The sequence below is a fragment of the Pseudomonas sp. P4795 genome (assembly GCF_048822895.1).
Taxonomy (GTDB): Bacteria; Pseudomonadota; Gammaproteobacteria; order Pseudomonadales; family Pseudomonadaceae; genus Aquipseudomonas.
The window spans coordinates 669765-687815 of the sequence record NZ_JBMFBT010000002.1; the positions used below are offsets into that span (position 1 = coordinate 669765).

Below are 18051 nucleotides of genomic sequence, written 5' to 3' on the forward strand. Positions count from 1 at the left end.
AATCTTCAAGGACTGTAATACCCGACAGCCACCAGAAAATGCCCGACCTTTTTCAGGTACGCATGTTTGTCCTCGACCTTGCCGGTCACCGGGTTTTTCCAGCGGTATTCGTATTCGCCTTCATCCTGCTTGCCGATCAGCGCCAGAATCGGCTCGCCCACCGGTTTGCCTTCCGGGTCCTTGACCTTGCCGAAATCGGTATTGATCAACCGCAGGTTGGTGCCGTGGGCGACATAGCGCCGGGTGTCCAGATCGACCACGAACACATACAGGTCATCCTGCAAGTAACCGCCCTTCAGCGAATTGATTGCGGTCAGCGTGCCCTTCTCGTCTTTGGTGAGATCGGTCGCAGCCTTGTCGAGCAAGGATTTGGCCTGTTCAGCAGACGCGCGCGGCAAGTAATACCCGACCGCCAGAATCCGCTGGCCGATGCGTTGGTAGAACACATGTTTGCGCTCGACCTTGCCGTCGGCCTGATTCTGCCAGCGGTACTCGGCCTGCTGGATGCCGTTGCCCTCCGGCACTTTCAAGGCGTCCTTGAAGGCCTTTTGCAGATCCGGCCCGAGCACCTCTGTGACATCGCGACCGATCAGCGCCGACGACGGCCCGCCGCTGGCGAGCATCACGCCTTTGGTGTCGACCACGAACACGTAGCGATCCTTGTCGACGAACTCGCCCTGACGACTGAACGCCGCGAACGCCTTGTCGCCATTGTCGTGGTAAAAGGCCAGAGCTTTCTCCAGCAGGGCAATCGCGGCCTTGCTGTCATCCTTCTCCGTAGCGGCGCTGGCTTGGCCGAGAGTCAACAGCAGTACCGCGCCGAGCCAGGCCAGCTTATGCAAAAACCCCATGACGCATCCCTCGTTCTTGTTGATGTTTCAAGAGCGTAGACGGCCTGGGGCTATGTATGGATATTCAGGTTGGTTCTGGATATTGCACAGTTCTTGTGGCGAGGGGATTCATCCCCGTTGGGCTGCGGAGCAGCCCCAAATCCATCCAGCGCGATGAATCAGTCAAACCGTGTTGTCTGGATTGGGGCGGCTTCGCCACCCAACGGGGATGAATCCCCTCGCCACAAGGGAGCGCGTCTCAGGGTGAGTATGAGTTACGGCCGGGCGTTGAGCTGTTGTTGCAGGTTCTGGATCTGCGCTTGCAGTGTGTTGATGTTGCGCGTCATCTGGCCACGGAACGCGTCGAACTCGGCGGTGTTGGTGCCACCCTGCGGCGCGGCCGGGCGGTTGTCCTGCTGGCTTTTGAGCACGACGATATCCTGCTCCAGACGATCAATCGCAGCGCTCGGGTTGCCCTGTTTTTTCAGCGCAGCGATGTCAGCGCCGAGGCTCTTGAACTGGGCGTCAAAGGCTTTGAGCTGAGCGTCGACCTTGCTGGTGTCGGCCGGTGCGCTTTTCAGTGTCGCAAGCTCAGTGCTCAAGGCTTTGAGCTGCGCCTGCAATTCGCTGTTGGCTTTCTGCTGCTCGCTGGTCTGCGCGGTCATCTGCGCCAGGCGCTTGTCCAGATCAGTTGCCTGCCCCGCTACGCCCTGCTGCTGTTTGCTCTGGTCTTGCAGAGCGCTTTGCAGTTGCTTGATTTGCAGCTTCAAGGCTTCGCTGTCGCTGCTGACGTTGCTTTGACTGGCCACGACCTTGCCGGAAATGTCCTGCAAGCGCCCGGCTGCTTCCTCACTGATCCGCGCGAAGCTTTCCTGGGTTGCCACCAGTTGCTGCTCCATCAGCGAGATCTGTTGAAAACTCCACCAAGCCAGACCAATGAAAGCGAAGAACAGCGCACCGACCAGCGCCCACAAAGGCCCGGTGCTGGCGGATTTGACCTTGACCACCGGCGGCGTGCGCGAGTGCACAGCGGTGCGCGCGGTGGTCGGAAAGTCGTCGTCATCGAGAGGGTCGGCACGCAAGCTCGGTACATCATCGAAATCGTCGTGGGCATCGTTACGCATGGACATTGAGGCAACCTTTGTAAAACACGGTGGTGGCAGATTGCGGCGAAGTATAAACCCCAACCGCCGCAGGCATTGACCCTCAACCCGCCACCCGGTTCATTGCCGGCTGACTGATGGTGTCAACGTATGTCCTGGGCTTTCCACCAGCCACAGAATTCATCGAGGGCAGTCCACAGACTGACTTTCGGATCGTAATCCAGATAGTGCCGGGCGCGGCTGATGTCGAGGGTGAAGTTTTTCTTCATGACTTGCATGCCAAGGCGCGACAGGGTCGGCTCGGGACGACCGGGCCAGAGCTTGCACACGCCTTCATTGATCGCCGCCGCGCTGTACGCCAGTCCGTAGGAACGGTACTTGGTGACCTGTGGGACTTCCATTTTGCGCATCACATAATTGACCACATCCCACAACGGCACGGGGTTGCCGTTGCTGATGTTGTAGGCCTGGCCCAGCGCGGAACCGGCCGCCAGCAGGCTGCTGAGCAAGGCCTCATTAAGGTTGTGCACGCTGGTGAAATCGACCTTGTTCAGACCGTTGCCGATGATCGCCAGACGGCCCTTGCGTTGCATTCTCAGCAGGCGCGGGAAGATGCTCATGTCGCCGGCCCCAGTCACGAAGCGCGGGCGCAGGGCGATGGTTTCGAGGCCGAATTCCTGGGCGCCGAAGACTTTCTGCTCGGCCAGATATTTGGTCGCGGCGTAGTGGTGCTTGAAGCGCTTGGGCACTTGCTCTTCGGTCAGGCCGAGGTGATCACGGCCGTCGAAGTAGATCGACGGCGACGACAAATGCACCAGACGCCGCACCCGCTGTTTCAGGCAAGCCTCAACCACGTTTTCCGTGACCTGCACATTGCCCTGATGAAAGTCCTGATAGCGGCCCCACAAGCCGACCGCGCCGGCGCAGTGCACCACGGCTTCGACATCGGCGCACAGGTCACGCACCAGTTCAGGATCGCTGAGATCGCCCTGCACGAATTCCGCACCACGGCGCACCAGATGTTCGACGCCTTCGGCCCGGCGACCGTTGACCCGCACGTCCAGGCCTTGCTCCAGAGCGAATCGCGCAAAGCGTCCGCCAATGAAGCCGCTCGCGCCGGTGACCAGAATTTTCATGTAGAGCTCCAACAAACGCAGCAGCAAGTTTCAAGTTTCAAGCTGCAAGTTAAAAACAGTGTGCAAGCGCTTTACTTGCCGCTTGCAGCTTGACGCTTATGGCTGCTTCCAGGGCACCAGCCATTGTGCCGATGAACGCAACAATTGCTCGGTCAACAACCCGAGCAACTGACCGCCATTGCGCCAATGATGCCAGTACAACGGCACGTCGATCGGTTTATCTGGCAACAGTTCACGCAGCGAGCCGCTGTGCAACTGATCGCGCACTTGCAGTTCAGGTACCAGTCCCCAGCCAATTCCCGCTTCAATCAGGCGGATAAAACCTTCGGACGACGGGCACAGGTGATGCTCGAAACCGCCGTCGACCCCGAGGGATGCCAGGTAGCGATGCTGCAGGAAATCGTCCGGACCAAACACCAGCGCCGGGGTGCGCGGCAGTTGTTCGGCGCGAACCCCGTCGGGGAAATGCCGCTCGATGAACGCCGGGCTGGCCAGCGCCCGATAGCGCATCGCGCCGAGCAACACGCTTCGCGCCCCGGCTACCGGTCGTTCGCTCGCGCACAAACACGCGGCAACTTCGCCGGCACGCATGCGTTTGAGGCCGACGGTCTGGTCTTCGACGACCAGATCGAGCAACAGATGTTGTTCGGCGCAAAAATCCGCCACGGCGCCGGCCCACCAAGTCGCCAGGCTGTCGGCGTTCAGCGCAATGCGCAGACGTTCCGGCATGCCCTCCTCATCCAGCGCCGGCACCAGACTCTGCAGGTCACGTTCGAGCAAACGCACCTGCTGCACATGGTTGAGCAGGCGCCGGCCAATCTCGGTCGGCGCCGGCGGCGTGGCGCGCACCAGCACCGGCTGACCGACCCGCGCTTCCAGCAGTTTGATCCGCTGCGAGATCGCCGATTGCGACAACCCAAGCACCTGCGCGGCCCGTTCGAATCCGGCCTGCTCGACCACGGCGGCCAAGGCAGAAAGTAATTTATAGTCGAACATCAGTTTTCCTAATGAGCGATCAGCACTATTGGTTTTTCTTATACCGCGCCAAACCGCAGAATAGCCAGCAAGCACTCTTTATCAAGGATCACTTTTATGTGGCAAAGCTATGTGAACGGCCTGCTGGTGGCCTTGGGGCTGATCATGGCGATTGGCACCCAGAACGCTTTTGTCCTGGCGCAGAGCCTGCGCCGGGAGCATCACCTGCCAGTCGCGGCGTTGTGCGTGGTGTGCGATGCGCTGCTGGTCGCCGCCGGAGTATTTGGCCTCGCCACGGTGCTGGCGCAAAACCCGACATTACTCGCGGTCGCGCGTTGGGGCGGCGCGGTGTTCTTGATCTGGTACGGCAGTCAGGCGTTGCGTCGGGCGTTTTCGCAACAGAGTCTTGAGCAGGGCGAGAATCAGACCGTGCGTTCGCTGCGCGCAGTGATGCTCAGCGCGCTGGCGGTGACCCTGCTCAATCCGCACGTCTATCTGGACACGGTGCTGTTGATTGGCTCGCTCGGCGCGCAACAATCGGTACCCGGCGCTTATGTTGTCGGTGCTGCGAGTGCTTCGCTGTTGTGGTTTTTCACCCTGGCATTGGGCGCAGCGTGGCTGGCGCCGTGGCTGGCACGTCCGAGCACCTGGCGAATCCTTGATCTGTTGGTGGCAGTGATGATGTTTGCGGTGGCCGGTCAGTTGATCTTCGCAGCGTGATTTATTCCCAACTGCTCTGGAACCTCTATCCCACACAGTTGTTGCGTGGTTATGCCGCACCCCCGGTGCTATGATCCGAACCCTGCGCCGCAAAGAGTAAAAACTCGCCGGTGCATTTCTGGCCGCCCGTGATCGGCCTTGCGCTCACCGCAACAGACCTGATTAGGAGAATCATCATGGCTTTCGAATTGCCGCCGCTGCCCTACGCACACGATGCCCTGCAGCCGCACATTTCCAAGGAAACCCTGGAATTCCACCACGACAAGCACCACAACACCTACGTCGTGAACCTGAACAACCTGGTGCCAGGCACCGAGTTCGAAGGCAAGACCCTGGAAGAAATCGTCAAATCTTCCTCGGGTGGCATCTTCAACAACGCCGCTCAGGTCTGGAACCACACTTTCTACTGGAACTGCCTGGCGCCAAACGCCGGCGGTCAACCAACCGGCGCACTGGCTGAAGCCATCAACGCTTCTTTCGGTTCGTTCGACAAGTTCAAGGAAGAGTTCAGCAAAACCTCGATCGGCACCTTCGGTTCCGGCTGGGGCTGGCTGGTGAAAAAGGCTGACGGTTCCCTGGCTCTGGCCAGCACCATCGGCGCCGGCAACCCGCTGACCAGCGGCGACACCCCGCTGCTGACCTGCGACGTCTGGGAACACGCTTACTACATCGACTACCGCAACGTTCGTCCGAAGTATGTCGAAGCGTTCTGGAACCTGGTCAACTGGAAGTTCGTGGCCGAGCAGTTCGAAGGCAAAACCTTCACCGCTTAAGCTGCGCGCCAGATCAAGGAACCCGGCTGCTGCCGGGTTTTTTGTGCCTGCGATTTGTGCGCGGTGACGCGCGGACTTTTCCCACAGTGAAAGCAGACCTGCGCGCCTTGCTCACAAGCCACGGCGGGCTAACATCAAACACAGGAAAAATTATCCCGATGCCCTCAAGTTGCGGGCGCAAACTACCGACATAGTACAAATAGGACAAATACTCCAGAAAGCCGCCTTTCGGCCAGCCTCAAAGACAAATGCTCCCGGGCCTGATTGTCCCTTTGACTGCCACCACCGGATTGCCAATACTCATGGCAACTTGACGCTACCCGCACGGAACAAGGAATAACCCTTTGAAGCTGGAACTCAAGAACAGCTTGTCGGTGAAGTTGCTCCGGGTCGTGCTCCTGTCGGCATTGATCGTCGGCGTGGTCTTGAGCTGCGCGCAGATCGTTTTCGATGCCTATAAAACCCGTCAGGCCGTCGCCGGTGACGCCGAACGCATTCTCGACATGTTCCGTGATCCGTCGACTCAGGCGGTTTACAGCCTCGACCGCGAAATGGGTATGCAGGTGATTGAAGGCCTGTTCCAGGACGACGCCGTGCGCCAGGCCTCCATCGGCCATCCCAACGAAGCGATGCTCGCGCAGAAATCACGGGAGTTACAGCATTCCAACAGCCGCTGGCTGACCGACCTGATCCTCGGTCAGGAGCGCAAGTTCACCACGCAACTGGTCGGTCGCGGTCCGTACAGCGAGTATTACGGCGACCTGAGCATCACCCTCGACACCGCCACTTACGGCGAAGGCTTTATTGTCAGCTCGGTGATCATCTTCATTTCCGGCGTATTGCGCGCGCTGGCCATGGGTCTGGTGTTGTATCTGGTGTATCACTGGCTGCTGACCAAGCCGCTGTCGCGGATCATCGAGCACCTGACCGAAATCAATCCCGACCGCCCCAGCGAGCACAAGATTCCACAGCTCAAGGGTCACGAGAAAAACGAGCTGGGCATCTGGATCAACACCGCCAATCAATTGCTCGAATCCATCGAACGCAACACCCATCTGCGCCACGAAGCGGAGAACAGCCTGCTGCGCATGGCCCAGTACGACTTCCTCACCGGTCTGCCAAACCGCCAGCAATTGCAGCAACAGCTGGACAAGATTCTGGTCGACGCCGGCAAACTGCAGCGCCGCGTGGCGGTGCTGTGCGTGGGTCTCGACGATTTCAAAGGCATCAACGAGCAGTTCAGCTACCAGACCGGCGACCAATTGCTGCTGGCGCTGGCCGATCGGCTGCGCGCGCACAGTGGTCGTCTCGGCGCCCTCGCCCGCCTCGGTGGCGACCAGTTCGCACTGGTGCAGGCGGATATCGAACAACCTTACGAAGCGGCGGAACTGGCGCAAAGCATTCTCGATGACCTCGAAGCGCCATTTGCCCTCGGCGATCAGGAAATCCGCCTGCGCGCGACCATCGGCATCACCCTGTTTCCGGAGGACGGCGACAGCACCGAGAAGCTGTTGCAGAAGGCCGAGCAGACCATGACGCTGGCCAAGAGCCGTTCGCGCAATCGCTATCAGTTCTACATCGCCAGCGTCGACAGCGAGATGCGCCGCCGTCGCGAGCTGGAAAAGGATTTGCGCGACGCATTGCTGCGCGATCAGTTCTTCCTCGTTTACCAACCGCAAATCAGCTATCGCGATCACCGTGTGGTCGGGGTCGAAGCGCTGATTCGCTGGCAGCATCCGGAACACGGTCTGGTGCCACCGGATCTGTTTATCCCGCTGGCGGAGCAGAACGGCACGATCATCGCCATCGGCGAGTGGGTGCTCGATCAGGCCTGCAAGCAATTGCGCGAATGGCATGACCAAGGTTTCGTCGACCTGCGCATGGCGGTCAACCTGTCCACGGTGCAGTTGCACCACGCCGAGCTGCCGCGGGTGGTCAACAACCTGTTGCAGATGTACCGCTTGCCGCCGCGCAGTCTGGAGCTGGAAGTCACCGAAACCGGTCTGATGGAAGACATCAGCACCGCCGCCCAGCATCTGCTGAGCCTGCGTCGCTCCGGCGCGTTGATCGCCATCGACGACTTCGGCACCGGTTATTCATCGCTGAGCTATCTGAAAAGCCTGCCGCTGGACAAGATCAAGATCGACAAGAGCTTCGTTCAGGATCTGCTGGATGACGACGATGACGCGACCATCGTTCGCGCCATCATCCAGTTGGGCAAGAGCCTCGGCATGCAGGTGATTGCCGAGGGCGTGGAAACCGCCGAGCAAGAAAGCTACATCATCTCCGAAGGCTGCCACGAAGGTCAGGGCTACCACTACAGCAAGCCCCTGCCGGCGCGCGAGTTGGCGGCGTACCTCAAGCAGGCGCAGCGCACGAATGCGGCAATTCTTTAAAGATCAAAAGATCGCAGCCTCGTTGCACTCGACAGCTCCTACAGAGTGCAACGTGGCTGCAATCTTTTGATCTGTACCAACATCCGTGTAAATAAGAAATATTTCCAGCCACAACCCTTTACACATAATGCGAAAGATTTGCATTATGTCGCAGTTTTGCGCGCCCCCGGCGCCTGTCCATCAATCACCGAAGCAGGATGTTCGCCATGATTCGTATGCCTCTGGCCACCGCCAGTCTGCTGGCCATCGCTATTTCCCTCGCCGGTTGCGGCGAAGGCAAAGACAAAGCCGCTGCCCCAGCGCCTACTCCGGCTGCCACTACCACTGCACCGGCTGCTCCTGCTCCAGCCGCTGCTGCCGGTAAAGTCGACGAAGCCGCTGCCAAGGCTGTGGTCGCGCATTACGCCGACATGGTCTTCGCCGTTTACAGCGATGCCGAATCCACCGCGAAAACCCTGCAAACCGCTATCGACGCGTTCCTTGCCAAGCCGAACGCCGACACCCTGAAAGCCGCCAAGGCCGCCTGGGTGGCCGCTCGCGTTCCTTACCTGCAGAGCGAAGTGTTCCGCTTCGGCAACACCATCATCGACGATTGGGAAGGTCAGGTTAACGCCTGGCCGCTGGACGAAGGTCTGATCGACTACGTCGACAAATCCTACGAGCACGCATTGGGTAACCCGGGCGCCACTGCCAACATCATCGCCAACACCGAAGTTCAGGTCGGCGAAGACAAGGTTGACGTGAAAGACATCACCGCCGAGAAACTCGCCAGCCTCAACGAGCTGGGCGGTTCCGAAGCCAACGTCGCGACCGGCTACCACGCCATCGAATTCCTGCTTTGGGGCCAGGATCTGAACGGCACCGGCCCTGGCGCTGGCAACCGTCCTGCTTCGGACTACCTGGAAGGCGCCGGCGCCACTGGCGGTCACAACGACCGTCGTCGTGCCTACCTGAAAGCCGTGACCGAACTGCTGGTCAGCGATCTGGAAGAAATGGTCGGCAACTGGAAGCCGAACGTGGCTGACAACTACCGCGCCACGCTGGAAGCCGAGCCGGGCGAAACCGGTCTGCGCAAAATGCTCTTCGGCATGGGCAGTCTGTCGCTGGGTGAACTGGCGGGCGAGCGCATGAAGGTTTCCCTGGAAGCCAACTCGCCTGAAGACGAGCAAGACTGCTTCAGCGACAACACCCACAACTCGCACTTCTACGATGCCAAAGGCATTCGTAACGTGTACCTGGGCGAGTACACCCGCGTTGACGGCACTAAAATGACCGGCGCCAGCCTGTCGTCGCTGGTGGCCAAGGCTGACCCGGCTGCCGACACCGCACTCAAGGCCGATCTGGCTGCCACCGAAGCGAAGATCCAGGTCATGGTCGATCACGCCAACAAGGGTGAGCACTACGACCAGTTGATCGCTGCCGGTAACACCGCTGGCAACCAGATCGTGCGTGATGCGATCGCTTCCTTGGTCAAGCAGACCGGTTCGATCGAAGCGGCTGCCGGCAAGCTGGGCATCAGCGACCTGAACCCGGACAGCGCTGATCACGAGTTCTGATCACAGCGTGTCTGACTGAAAAAGGCGATCTTCGGATCGCCTTTTTTCATAGCTGCTAAACCCATTCCCCTGTAGGAGCTGCCGCAGGCTGCGATCTTTTGACTTTGCTTTTAAAGATCAAGATCAAAAGATCGCAGCCTGCGGCAGCTCCTACAGGGGGTTTAGGGGTTGCCTCATATCAAGCAAACGATAATTCCTCTTATTCAATCTCCCCCGCCCTGTTAGACTTTGCGCCTCAAATTTCGCCCCGTTTGCAGGATGTCTGATGCCCTCGCCGGTTCTTCGCTTGTCCGCACTGTTGCTGGCCCTGGGCCTGAGTGCCTGCGATGACGCCCCGCGTTTCACCAAGGCCGAACCTGGTGAAGCCCGGTCCGGCGGCGGCGCGACCGTGCGCAAGAGCGATCAGAACGCGTTTTCCCTGCCTTCGGCCAACCTGCCGCCGTCGCGTCGGGTGGATTTCAGCGTCGGCAACAGCTTCTTTCGCAGCCCGTGGGTCATCGCGCCGTCGACCACCACCGCACGCGATGGTCTTGGCCCGCTGTTCAACACCAACGCCTGCCAGAACTGCCACATCAAGGACGGTCGCGGTCATCCGCCAGCAGCGAATGCGGCCAACGCCGTGTCGATGCTGGTGCGTCTGTCGATTCCAGATGCGCCGCAGTACGCCAAGGTCATCGAACAATTGGGCGTGGTGCCGGAGCCGGTTTACGGCGGGCAGTTTCAGGACATGTCAGTACCCGGCGTCGCCCCGGAAGGCAAAGTACGGGTCGATTACACCCCGGTGCCGATCCGCTTCAAGGACGGCACCGAAGTCGAGCTGCGTAAACCGACCTTGCAGATCACCCAGCTCGGCTATGGCCCGATGCACCCGGACACACGTTTCTCGGCGCGCATCGCCCCGCCGATGATCGGCCTCGGCTTGCTCGAGGCGATCCCGGAAGCAGCGATCCTCGCCAATGCCGCCAAGCAGGCCAAACAGCACAACGGCATAAAAGGCCGGCCGAATCAGGTCTGGGATGACGCGCAGCAGAAAACCGTAGTCGGCCGTTTTGGCTGGAAGGCCGGACAGCCGAATCTCAATCAACAGAATGTTCACGCGTTTTCCGGTGATATGGGCCTGACCACCAGCCTCAGACCCGTCGATGACTGCACCGACGCGCAAACTGCCTGCAAACAGTCACCGAACGGCAACGGTCCGAATGGCGAACCGGAAGTCAGCGACAACATCCTGCGTCTGGTGCTGTTTTACAGCCGCAACCTCGCTGTGCCGGCACGCCGTGGTGTTAACGAGCCACAGGTGCTGGCCGGCAAGAATCTGTTTTTCCAGGCCGGTTGCCAGTCCTGTCACACGCCGAAATACACCACGGATGCCAACGCCGCCGAACCCGAGTTGGCCAATCAGGTCATCCGCCCTTACAGCGATCTGCTGCTGCACGACATGGGCGAAGGTCTGGCCGACAACCGCACTGAATTCCAGGCCTCCGGCCGCGAGTGGCGCACGCCGCCGCTGTGGGGCATCGGCCTGACGCAGACGGTCAGTGGCCACACCCAGTTTTTGCATGACGGCCGCGCCCGCAATTTGCTCGAAGCCGTGCTCTGGCATGGCGGCGAAGCGAGCGCGGCGCAGCAACAGGTTTTGTCTTTCAATGCCGAGCAGCGTGCCGCGCTGCTGGCGTTTTTGAATTCCCTTTAAACACAGATCAAGATTCGGGAGCCCGACATGTTCCGTCCCAAGCTGTTGTTCACTAGCCTCGCCGCCCTCGCGCTGGGTGCCTGCTCGCCGCAGGATCCGCAAGCGGTCACTTCGGCGGCGATCGCCAAGTCGGTGATCCTGCCGACCTACACCCGTTGGGTTGAAGCCGACAAGCAACTGGCGGTCAGCGCCCTCGCCTACTGCCAGGGCAAAGAAACCCTGGAAACCGCCCGCGCCGACTTCCTGCACGCGCAGAAAGCCTGGGCCGAGTTGCAACCGCTGCTGATCGGTCCGCTGGCCGAGGGCAACCGTTCGTGGCAGGTGCAGTTCTGGCCGGACAAGAAAAACCTCGTCGGCCGTCAGGTCGAGCAACTGGTGATCGCCCAGCCGCAAATCGATGCCGCCGCGCTGGCCAAGTCCAGCGTTGTAGTGCAAGGCCTGTCGGCATACGAATACATTCTGTTCGACGCCAAGCCAGACGTGGCCAATGACGCGCAGAAAGCCAAATACTGCCCGCTGCTGGTGGCCATCGGCGAACGCCAGAAACAGCTCGCTGAAGAAATCCTCAACAGCTGGAACAACACCGACGGCATGCTCGCGCAGATGAGCAAGTTCCCCAATCAGCGCTACGCCGACTCCCACGAAGCGATCGCCGATCTGCTGCGGGTGCAGGTCACCGCGCTCGACACCCTGAAGAAAAAACTCGGCACGCCAATGGGTCGCCAGAGCAAAGGCGTGCCGCAGCCGTTCCAGGCCGATGCCTGGCGCAGCCAGTCGTCCCTGACGGCGCTGGAAGCCAGCCTCGCAGCGGCCAAAACCGTTTGGGAAGGCGTCGACAACAAAGGCCTGCGCGGCTTACTGCCGGCCGAGCAAAAACCGTTGGCGGACAAGATCGATGCGGCTTACGCGGCCTCGCTGAAGCTGTTCGACAGCACTCAGCGTTCGCTCGGCGAAATGCTCGAAGACGACGCCGGTCGCCAGCAACTCAACGACATCTACGACAGCCTGAACGTCGTCCACCGCCTGCACGAAGGCGAACTGGCCAAGGCGCTGGGCATCCAACTGGGCTTCAACGCCAACGACGGTGACTGATGAGGGCAAGTGCCATGCTGCGACGCCAGGCTCTGACTTTAGGTAGTTTGCTGCTGGGAGCAGTGACACTGGGCGGCTGGACGCTGTTCAAACGCAGGGATCAGAGCCCGCTGTTGCTCTCGGCTCGCGATGACACCGATGGCAAGCACTACGCCGTCGGTTATCGGCTGGACGGCACGCGGGTGTTCGCCACCCAGGTCGGCCAGCGCTGCCACGACATCATCAACCACCCGACGCTGCCGATTGCGTTGTTCGTGGCCCGGCGCCCCGGCACCGAGAGCTATCTGATCGATCTGCGAGACGGCACGTTGCTGCAAACCGTGGCCTCGCAGCCGAACCGGCACTTCTACGGCCACGCAGTGATTCACCACAGCGGCGATTATTTGTACGCCACCGAAAACGACACCTCCGATGCCGGCCGTGGCCTGCTCGGGGTGTACAAATTCGAAGGCGAGCGACTGGTGCACAGCGGCGAGATTTCCACCCACGGCCTCGGCCCGCATCAGGTGTCGTGGATGCCCGACGGCGAGACGCTGGTGGTGGCCAACGGCGGAATTCGCACCGAGGCCGAAAGCCGCGTGGATATGAATCTCAACGCCATGGAACCGAGCCTGGTGCTGATGCAGCGCGACGGCACTCTGCTGAGCAAGGAAACCCTCGCCCAGCAGATGAACAGCGTGCGTCATCTGGGGATCGCCAGCGATGGCACCATCGTGGCCGGTCAGCAGTTCATGGGGCCTTCGCATGAGCGTTCCGAGTTGTTGGCGATCAAGCGTCCAGGTCAGCCATTCGTGGCGTTCCCGGTGCCGGAGCATCAGTTGCAGTCGATGGGGCATTACACCGCCAGCGTTGCCGTACACAGCGAGTTGCGTCTGGTGGCGCTGACCGCGCCGCGCGGTAATCGCTTTTTCATCTGGGATCTGGACAGCGGCGAAGTGCGTCTTGATGCACCGCTGCCGGACTGCGCAGGCGTCGGTGCGGTGCAGGATGGTTTTGTCGTGACCTCGGGTCAGGGCCGTTGCCGTTACTACGATTGCCGCCAGGATGAACTGCTGGCCAAACCGCTGGAACTGCCGGCGGGGCTCTGGGACAACCATCTTCACTTGATGGCTTAATAGCCTTAAAAGATCGCAGCCTGCGGCAGCTCCTACAGGAATAAGCACATTCCCATGTAGGAGCTGCCGCAGGCTGCGATCTTTTTTTGTGCCTACTCATGCCCTGTAAAAACTGCCAGTTGGAATCCGCACTGTACTCGGAGTAATGTTCGCGCCTGTCTCGCCTGATTTTCTCCAAGGAACTGGAAATATGCTGCGTCGCCGCATGCTGATCATGTTGGGTGTTGTGCTGCTGATTGTCCTGGTGCTGGCCGGGTATAAAGCCTTCTCGATCTATACGATGGTGCAGGGCTTTTCCAAACCGAAACCGCCGATCAGCGTCGCCGTGGCCACTGCCACCGAGCGCCCGTGGCAGATGCGTTTGCCTACGGTCGGCACGCTCAAGGCATTGCAGGGCGTCGATCTGAGCCTGGAGAACGCCGGCACCGTGACCGAGCTGAAGTTCGAATCCGGACAGAAGGTCAAGGCCGGCCAACCCTTGCTGCAATTGGACAGCGCGGTCGAAGCAGCCTTCCTGGAAACCGCCAAGGCTGACCTCGGCCTCGCGCAACTGGATTACGGTCGCGGCAGCCAACTCGTCGGCAGCAGCGCCATCTCCAAAGGCGAATTCGACCGACTCGCGGCGCAACTGCAAAAAAACAAGGCCACGGTCAATCAGCTCAATGCGGCGCTGGCAAAGAAACGCATCGTGGCGCCGTTCAGCGGCACCATCGGCATCCGCCTCGTCGACATCGGCGACTACCTGGCCAGCGGCACCAAAATCGCCACCCTGCAGGATCTGAGCAGCCTCTACGCGGACTTCTACGTGCCCGAGCAATCGGTGCCGAAACTCGCCATCGGCCAACCGGTGCAGATTTCAGTCGCGGCCTACCCCGGCCAGAACTTCTCTGGAGCCATCAGCGCGATCAACCCGATTGTCGAGAGCACCACGCGCAACATCCTGGTGCGCGCCACACTGGCCAACCCCAACGGCAAGCTACTGCCGGGAATGTTCGCCAGCCTCGAAGTGCTGCTACCGAATCCGCAACAGCACATCGTGGTGCCGGAAAGCGCGATCACCTACACCCTCTACGGCAACTCGCTGTACGTGGTCGCGCAGAAGAAAGCCGAGGACGGCAGCCTCGAAAAAGACGACAAGGGTCAACCGGTGCTGATCGCCGAGCGCCGTTTCATCGAAACCGGTGAACGCCGCGATGGCCTGGTGATGATCAACAAGGGCGTGCAGAGCGGCGAACAAGTGGTGACGGCTGGCCAGATCAAACTGGACAACGGCGCGCACATTGCCATCAGCGACGACAAGACCCTCGGCGAGCAGAACAGTCCGCGCCGCGCCGACTGATCAAGGAATCCTCATGGCTTTTACTGATCCGTTCATCCGCCGCCCGGTGCTCGCCACCGTGGTCAGCCTGCTGATTGTGCTCCTGGGTTTCCAGGCCTGGAGCAAGTTGCCGCTGCGCCAATACCCGCAAATGGAAAACGCCCTGATCATCGTGACCACGGCTTATCCCGGCGCCAATGCCGAAACCATTCAGGGCTACATCACTCAGCCGATGCAGCAAAGCCTGGCGAGTGCCGAGGGCATCGACTACATGACCTCGGTCAGTCGCCAGAACTTCTCGGTGATTTCAATCTACGCGCGCATCGGCTCCAACAGCGACCGACTGTTCACCGAACTGCTGGCCAAGGCCAACGAGGTGAAAAACAAACTGCCGCAAGATGCCGAAGATCCGGTGTTGAGCAAGGAGTCGGCCGACGCCTCGGCGCTGATGTACATCAGCTTCTTCAGTAAAGAACTGAGCAACCCGCAGATCACCGACTACCTGTCGCGAGTGATCCAGCCGAAACTCGCGACGCTGCCGGGCATGGCCGAAGCGGAGATTCTCGGCAATCAGGTATTCGCCATGCGCCTGTGGCTCGATCCGGTAAAACTCGCCGGTTTCGGTCTCAGCGCCAGCGATGTGACCAACGCAGTGCGCCAGTACAACTTTCTCTCCGCTGCCGGCGAAGTCAAAGGCGAGTACGTGGTCACCAGCATCAACGCCAACACCGAACTGAAGTCCGCCGAGGCGTTCGGCAAGATTCCATTGAAGATCAGCGGTGACAGCCGCGTGCTGCTCAGCGATGTCGCACGGGTCGAAATGGGCGCCGAGAACTACGACTCGGTCAGTTCGTTCGGCGGCACGCCTTCGGTGTACATCGGGATCAAGGCCACGCCCGGCGCCAACCCGCTGGACGTGATCAAGGAAGTGCGCAAGATCATGCCGGAGCTGGAATCCCAGCTGCCGCCCAACCTGAAAAGCGAAATCGCCTACGACGCCACATTGTTCATTCAGGCCTCCATCGACGAAGTGGTGAAAACCCTGTTCGAAGCGGTACTGATCGTGATCGTCGTGGTGTTCCTGTTCCTCGGTGCGTTGCGCTCGGTGGTGATCCCGGTGGTGACCATTCCGCTGTCGATGATCGGCGTGATGTTCTTCATGCAGATGATGGGTTACTCGATCAATTTGCTGACGCTGCTGGCGATGGTGCTGGCCATCGGGCTGGTGGTCGACGACGCGATTGTGGTGGTGGAAAACATCCACCGACATATCGAGGAGGGCAAGACGCCGATGGACGCTGCGCTTGAAGGCGCGCGTGAAATCGCCATGCCGGTGGTCTCGATGACTATCACGCTGGCGGCGGTGTATGCACCGATCGGTTTCCTCACCGGGCTGACCGGGGCGCTGTTTAAGGAGTTCGCGCTGACGCTGGCCGGGGCCGTGGTGATTTCCGGGATCGTCGCGCTGACCCTGTCGCCGATGATGTGCGCCTTCCTGCTGCGCCATGAAGAAAACCCCAGCGGTCTGGCCCATCGCCTCGACCGCCTCTTCGACAGCCTCAAGCGCCGCTATCAGAGCATGCTGCATGGCACGCTGAATACGCGGCCGGTGGTGCTGGTGTTCGCGGTGATCGTGCTGTGCCTGATTCCGGTGCTGCTCAAGTTCACCAAATCGGAACTGGCGCCGGACGAAGATCAGGGCATTATTTTCATGATGGCCAGCGCCCCACAGCCAACCAACCTCGACTATCTGAACACTTACACCGACGAGTTCATCAAGATCTTCAAGGAATTCCCCGAGTACTACTCTTCGTTCCAGATCAATGGCTATAACGGCGTGCAATCGGGTATTGGCGGTTTCCTGCTCAAACCATGGAATGAACGCGACCGCACGCAGATGCAGATCCTCCCCGAGGTGCAGGACAAACTGGGCAGCATTCCGGGCTTGCAGATTTTCGGCTTCAATCTGCCTTCGCTGCCCGGAACCGGTGAGGGCTTGCCGTTCGAGTTCGTGATCAACACCGCCAACGACTATGAGTTGTTGCTGCAAGTCGCTGACCGGATCAAGAAGCGCGCCATGGAATCGGGCAAGTTCGCCTTCGTCGACCTCGATCTGGCGTTCGACAAACCGGAAGTCGTGGTGGATATCGACCGCGCCAAAGCGGCGCAGATAGGCGTGTCGATGCAGGATCTGGGCGGGACGCTTGCGACCCTGCTCGGCGAGGGCGAGATCAACCGCTTCACCATCGAAGGTCGCAGCTACAAAGTCATCGCTCAGGTCGAGCGTGCCTTCCGCGACAATCCGGACTGGCTGAACAACTACTACGTGAAAAACACCCAGGGCGAACTGTTACCGCTGTCGACCCTGATCAGCGTGACTGACCGCGCGCGCCCAAGGCAGCTCAACCAGTTCCAGCAACTCAACGCCGCGAAGCTGTCCGGGTTCCCGCTGGTGAGCATGGGTGAAGCCATCGAAGCCGTGCAGCAGATCGCCCGTGAAGAGGCCCCGGCCGGGTTCGCCTTCGACTACGGCGGTGCCTCGCGTCAGTTCGTGCAGGAAGGCAGCGCGCTGTGGGTCACGTTCGCGCTGGCGCTGGCGATCATTTTCCTGGTGCTGGCGGCGCAGTTCGAGAGTTTCCGCGACCCGCTGGTGATTCTGGTGACCGTGCCGTTGTCGATCTGCGGGGCGCTGATTCCGCTGTTCCTCGGTTGGTCGAGCATGAACATCTACACCCAGGTCGGCCTGGTGACGTTGATCGGGCTGATCAGCAAGCACGGGATCCTGATCGTCGAGTTCGCCAACCAGTTGCGCAAGGACAAGGGCTTGACGCCGCGTGAGGCGGTGGAGGAAGCGGCAGCGATTCGTTTGCGGCCAGTGCTGATGACCACCGCAGCCATGGTCTTCGGTATGGTGCCGCTGATTCTGGCCAGCGGTGCGGGGGCGGTCAGCCGTTTTGACATCGGGATGGTGATTGCCACCGGGATGTCGATCGGCACGTTGTTTACGCTGTTTGTCTTGCCGTGCGTTTACACCTTGCTGGCCAAACCCGACAAAGCCTGAAATCAAAAAAAGGCCTCGCATTTGCGAGGCCTTTCATTTTGGCTTCAATCGATTCAACTTTGTGGCCTCATCCCTTGAGTGAGTCCGAACATGAACAGCAATAAATCATGATCCGGCTGTGCCGCCACGGAAGCTTTCGCCACCCGTGGCATCGGGCAATGGGCATCGCTGGGGGATGCGTCGATTACCTGCATGCGTGGCTGTTCCCAGGCCGCCACCGCCAATGATGCAACTGCCAAGGCTCCTACCAGAAACACACCTCGAGCAATTTCTAGTTTCATCG

General features: G+C 60.2%; 14 protein-coding genes. 9 read left to right on the forward strand and 5 right to left on the reverse strand.

All coding sequences use genetic code 11. The annotated features are described in order from the left end of the window. Positions 1–5: 5 nt before the first annotated feature. The 4 genes from ACOI8A_RS07545 to ACOI8A_RS07560 form a co-directional block, all read right to left on the reverse strand. Complete coding sequence (locus tag ACOI8A_RS07545) at positions 6–851, reverse strand: cache domain-containing protein (protein ID WP_420646244.1); 846 nt, start codon at positions 849–851, stop codon at positions 6–8. A 254-nt stretch (positions 852–1105) separates the two neighbouring features. Further along, the gene (locus tag ACOI8A_RS07550; RefSeq protein WP_420646243.1) at positions 1106–1960 is read right to left on the reverse strand and encodes an ATPase; all 855 of its coding nucleotides are present in this window, start codon (positions 1958–1960) and stop codon (positions 1106–1108) included. Between the two features lie 116 nt (positions 1961–2076). Continuing rightward, entirely contained in the window at positions 2077–3069 is a 993-nt protein-coding gene (locus ACOI8A_RS07555; RefSeq protein ID WP_420646242.1) for an NAD-dependent epimerase/dehydratase family protein, read from the reverse strand. A 96-nt stretch (positions 3070–3165) separates the two neighbouring features. Continuing rightward, positions 3166–4065, reverse strand: a complete 900-nt coding sequence (locus ACOI8A_RS07560) for a LysR family transcriptional regulator ArgP (RefSeq protein ID WP_420646241.1) — start codon at positions 4063–4065, stop codon at positions 3166–3168. Positions 4066–4161: 96 nt separating this feature from the next. On the opposite strand from ACOI8A_RS07560, the gene ACOI8A_RS07565 reads away from it, so the two are divergent. From ACOI8A_RS07565 to ACOI8A_RS07605, 9 genes are all read left to right on the forward strand, one after another. After that, positions 4162–4764: a LysE/ArgO family amino acid transporter gene (locus ACOI8A_RS07565; RefSeq protein WP_420646240.1), complete on the forward strand. Its 603-nt coding sequence runs from the start codon at positions 4162–4164 to the stop codon at positions 4762–4764. A 176-nt stretch (positions 4765–4940) separates the two neighbouring features. Then, positions 4941–5537: a superoxide dismutase gene (locus tag ACOI8A_RS07570; RefSeq protein WP_420646239.1), complete on the forward strand. Its 597-nt coding sequence runs from the start codon at positions 4941–4943 to the stop codon at positions 5535–5537. Positions 5538–5881: 344 nt separating this feature from the next. Beyond that, the gene (locus ACOI8A_RS07575; protein WP_420646238.1) at positions 5882–7933 is read left to right on the forward strand and encodes a putative bifunctional diguanylate cyclase/phosphodiesterase; all 2052 of its coding nucleotides are present in this window, start codon (positions 5882–5884) and stop codon (positions 7931–7933) included. Between the two features lie 206 nt (positions 7934–8139). Beyond that, a complete protein-coding gene (locus tag ACOI8A_RS07580; RefSeq protein WP_420646237.1) occupies positions 8140–9489 on the forward strand; it encodes an imelysin family protein in 1350 nt (449 codons plus the stop codon). A 265-nt stretch (positions 9490–9754) separates the two neighbouring features. Then, positions 9755–11182: a di-heme oxidoredictase family protein gene (locus ACOI8A_RS07585; protein ID WP_420646236.1), complete on the forward strand. Its 1428-nt coding sequence runs from the start codon at positions 9755–9757 to the stop codon at positions 11180–11182. A gap of 27 nt (positions 11183–11209) precedes the next feature. Next, complete coding sequence (locus ACOI8A_RS07590; RefSeq protein WP_420646235.1) at positions 11210–12274, forward strand: imelysin family protein; 1065 nt, start codon at positions 11210–11212, stop codon at positions 12272–12274. A 14-nt stretch (positions 12275–12288) separates the two neighbouring features. Further along, positions 12289–13389: a DUF1513 domain-containing protein gene (locus ACOI8A_RS07595; RefSeq protein ID WP_420646234.1), complete on the forward strand. Its 1101-nt coding sequence runs from the start codon at positions 12289–12291 to the stop codon at positions 13387–13389. Positions 13390–13579: 190 nt separating this feature from the next. After that, complete coding sequence (locus ACOI8A_RS07600; RefSeq protein ID WP_420646233.1) at positions 13580–14728, forward strand: efflux RND transporter periplasmic adaptor subunit; 1149 nt, start codon at positions 13580–13582, stop codon at positions 14726–14728. A gap of 13 nt (positions 14729–14741) precedes the next feature. Further along, the gene (locus tag ACOI8A_RS07605) at positions 14742–17768 is read left to right on the forward strand and encodes a multidrug efflux RND transporter permease subunit (protein ID WP_420646232.1); all 3027 of its coding nucleotides are present in this window, start codon (positions 14742–14744) and stop codon (positions 17766–17768) included. Positions 17769–17821: 53 nt separating this feature from the next. Here the strand turns inward: ACOI8A_RS07605 and ACOI8A_RS07610 are convergent, their stop codons facing one another. Continuing rightward, positions 17822–18049 carry a hypothetical protein gene (locus ACOI8A_RS07610; protein WP_420646231.1) on the reverse strand — a complete coding sequence of 76 codons (228 nt, stop codon included), beginning with the start codon at positions 18047–18049 and terminating at the stop codon, positions 17822–17824. Between the last annotated feature and the right edge of the window lie 2 nt (positions 18050–18051).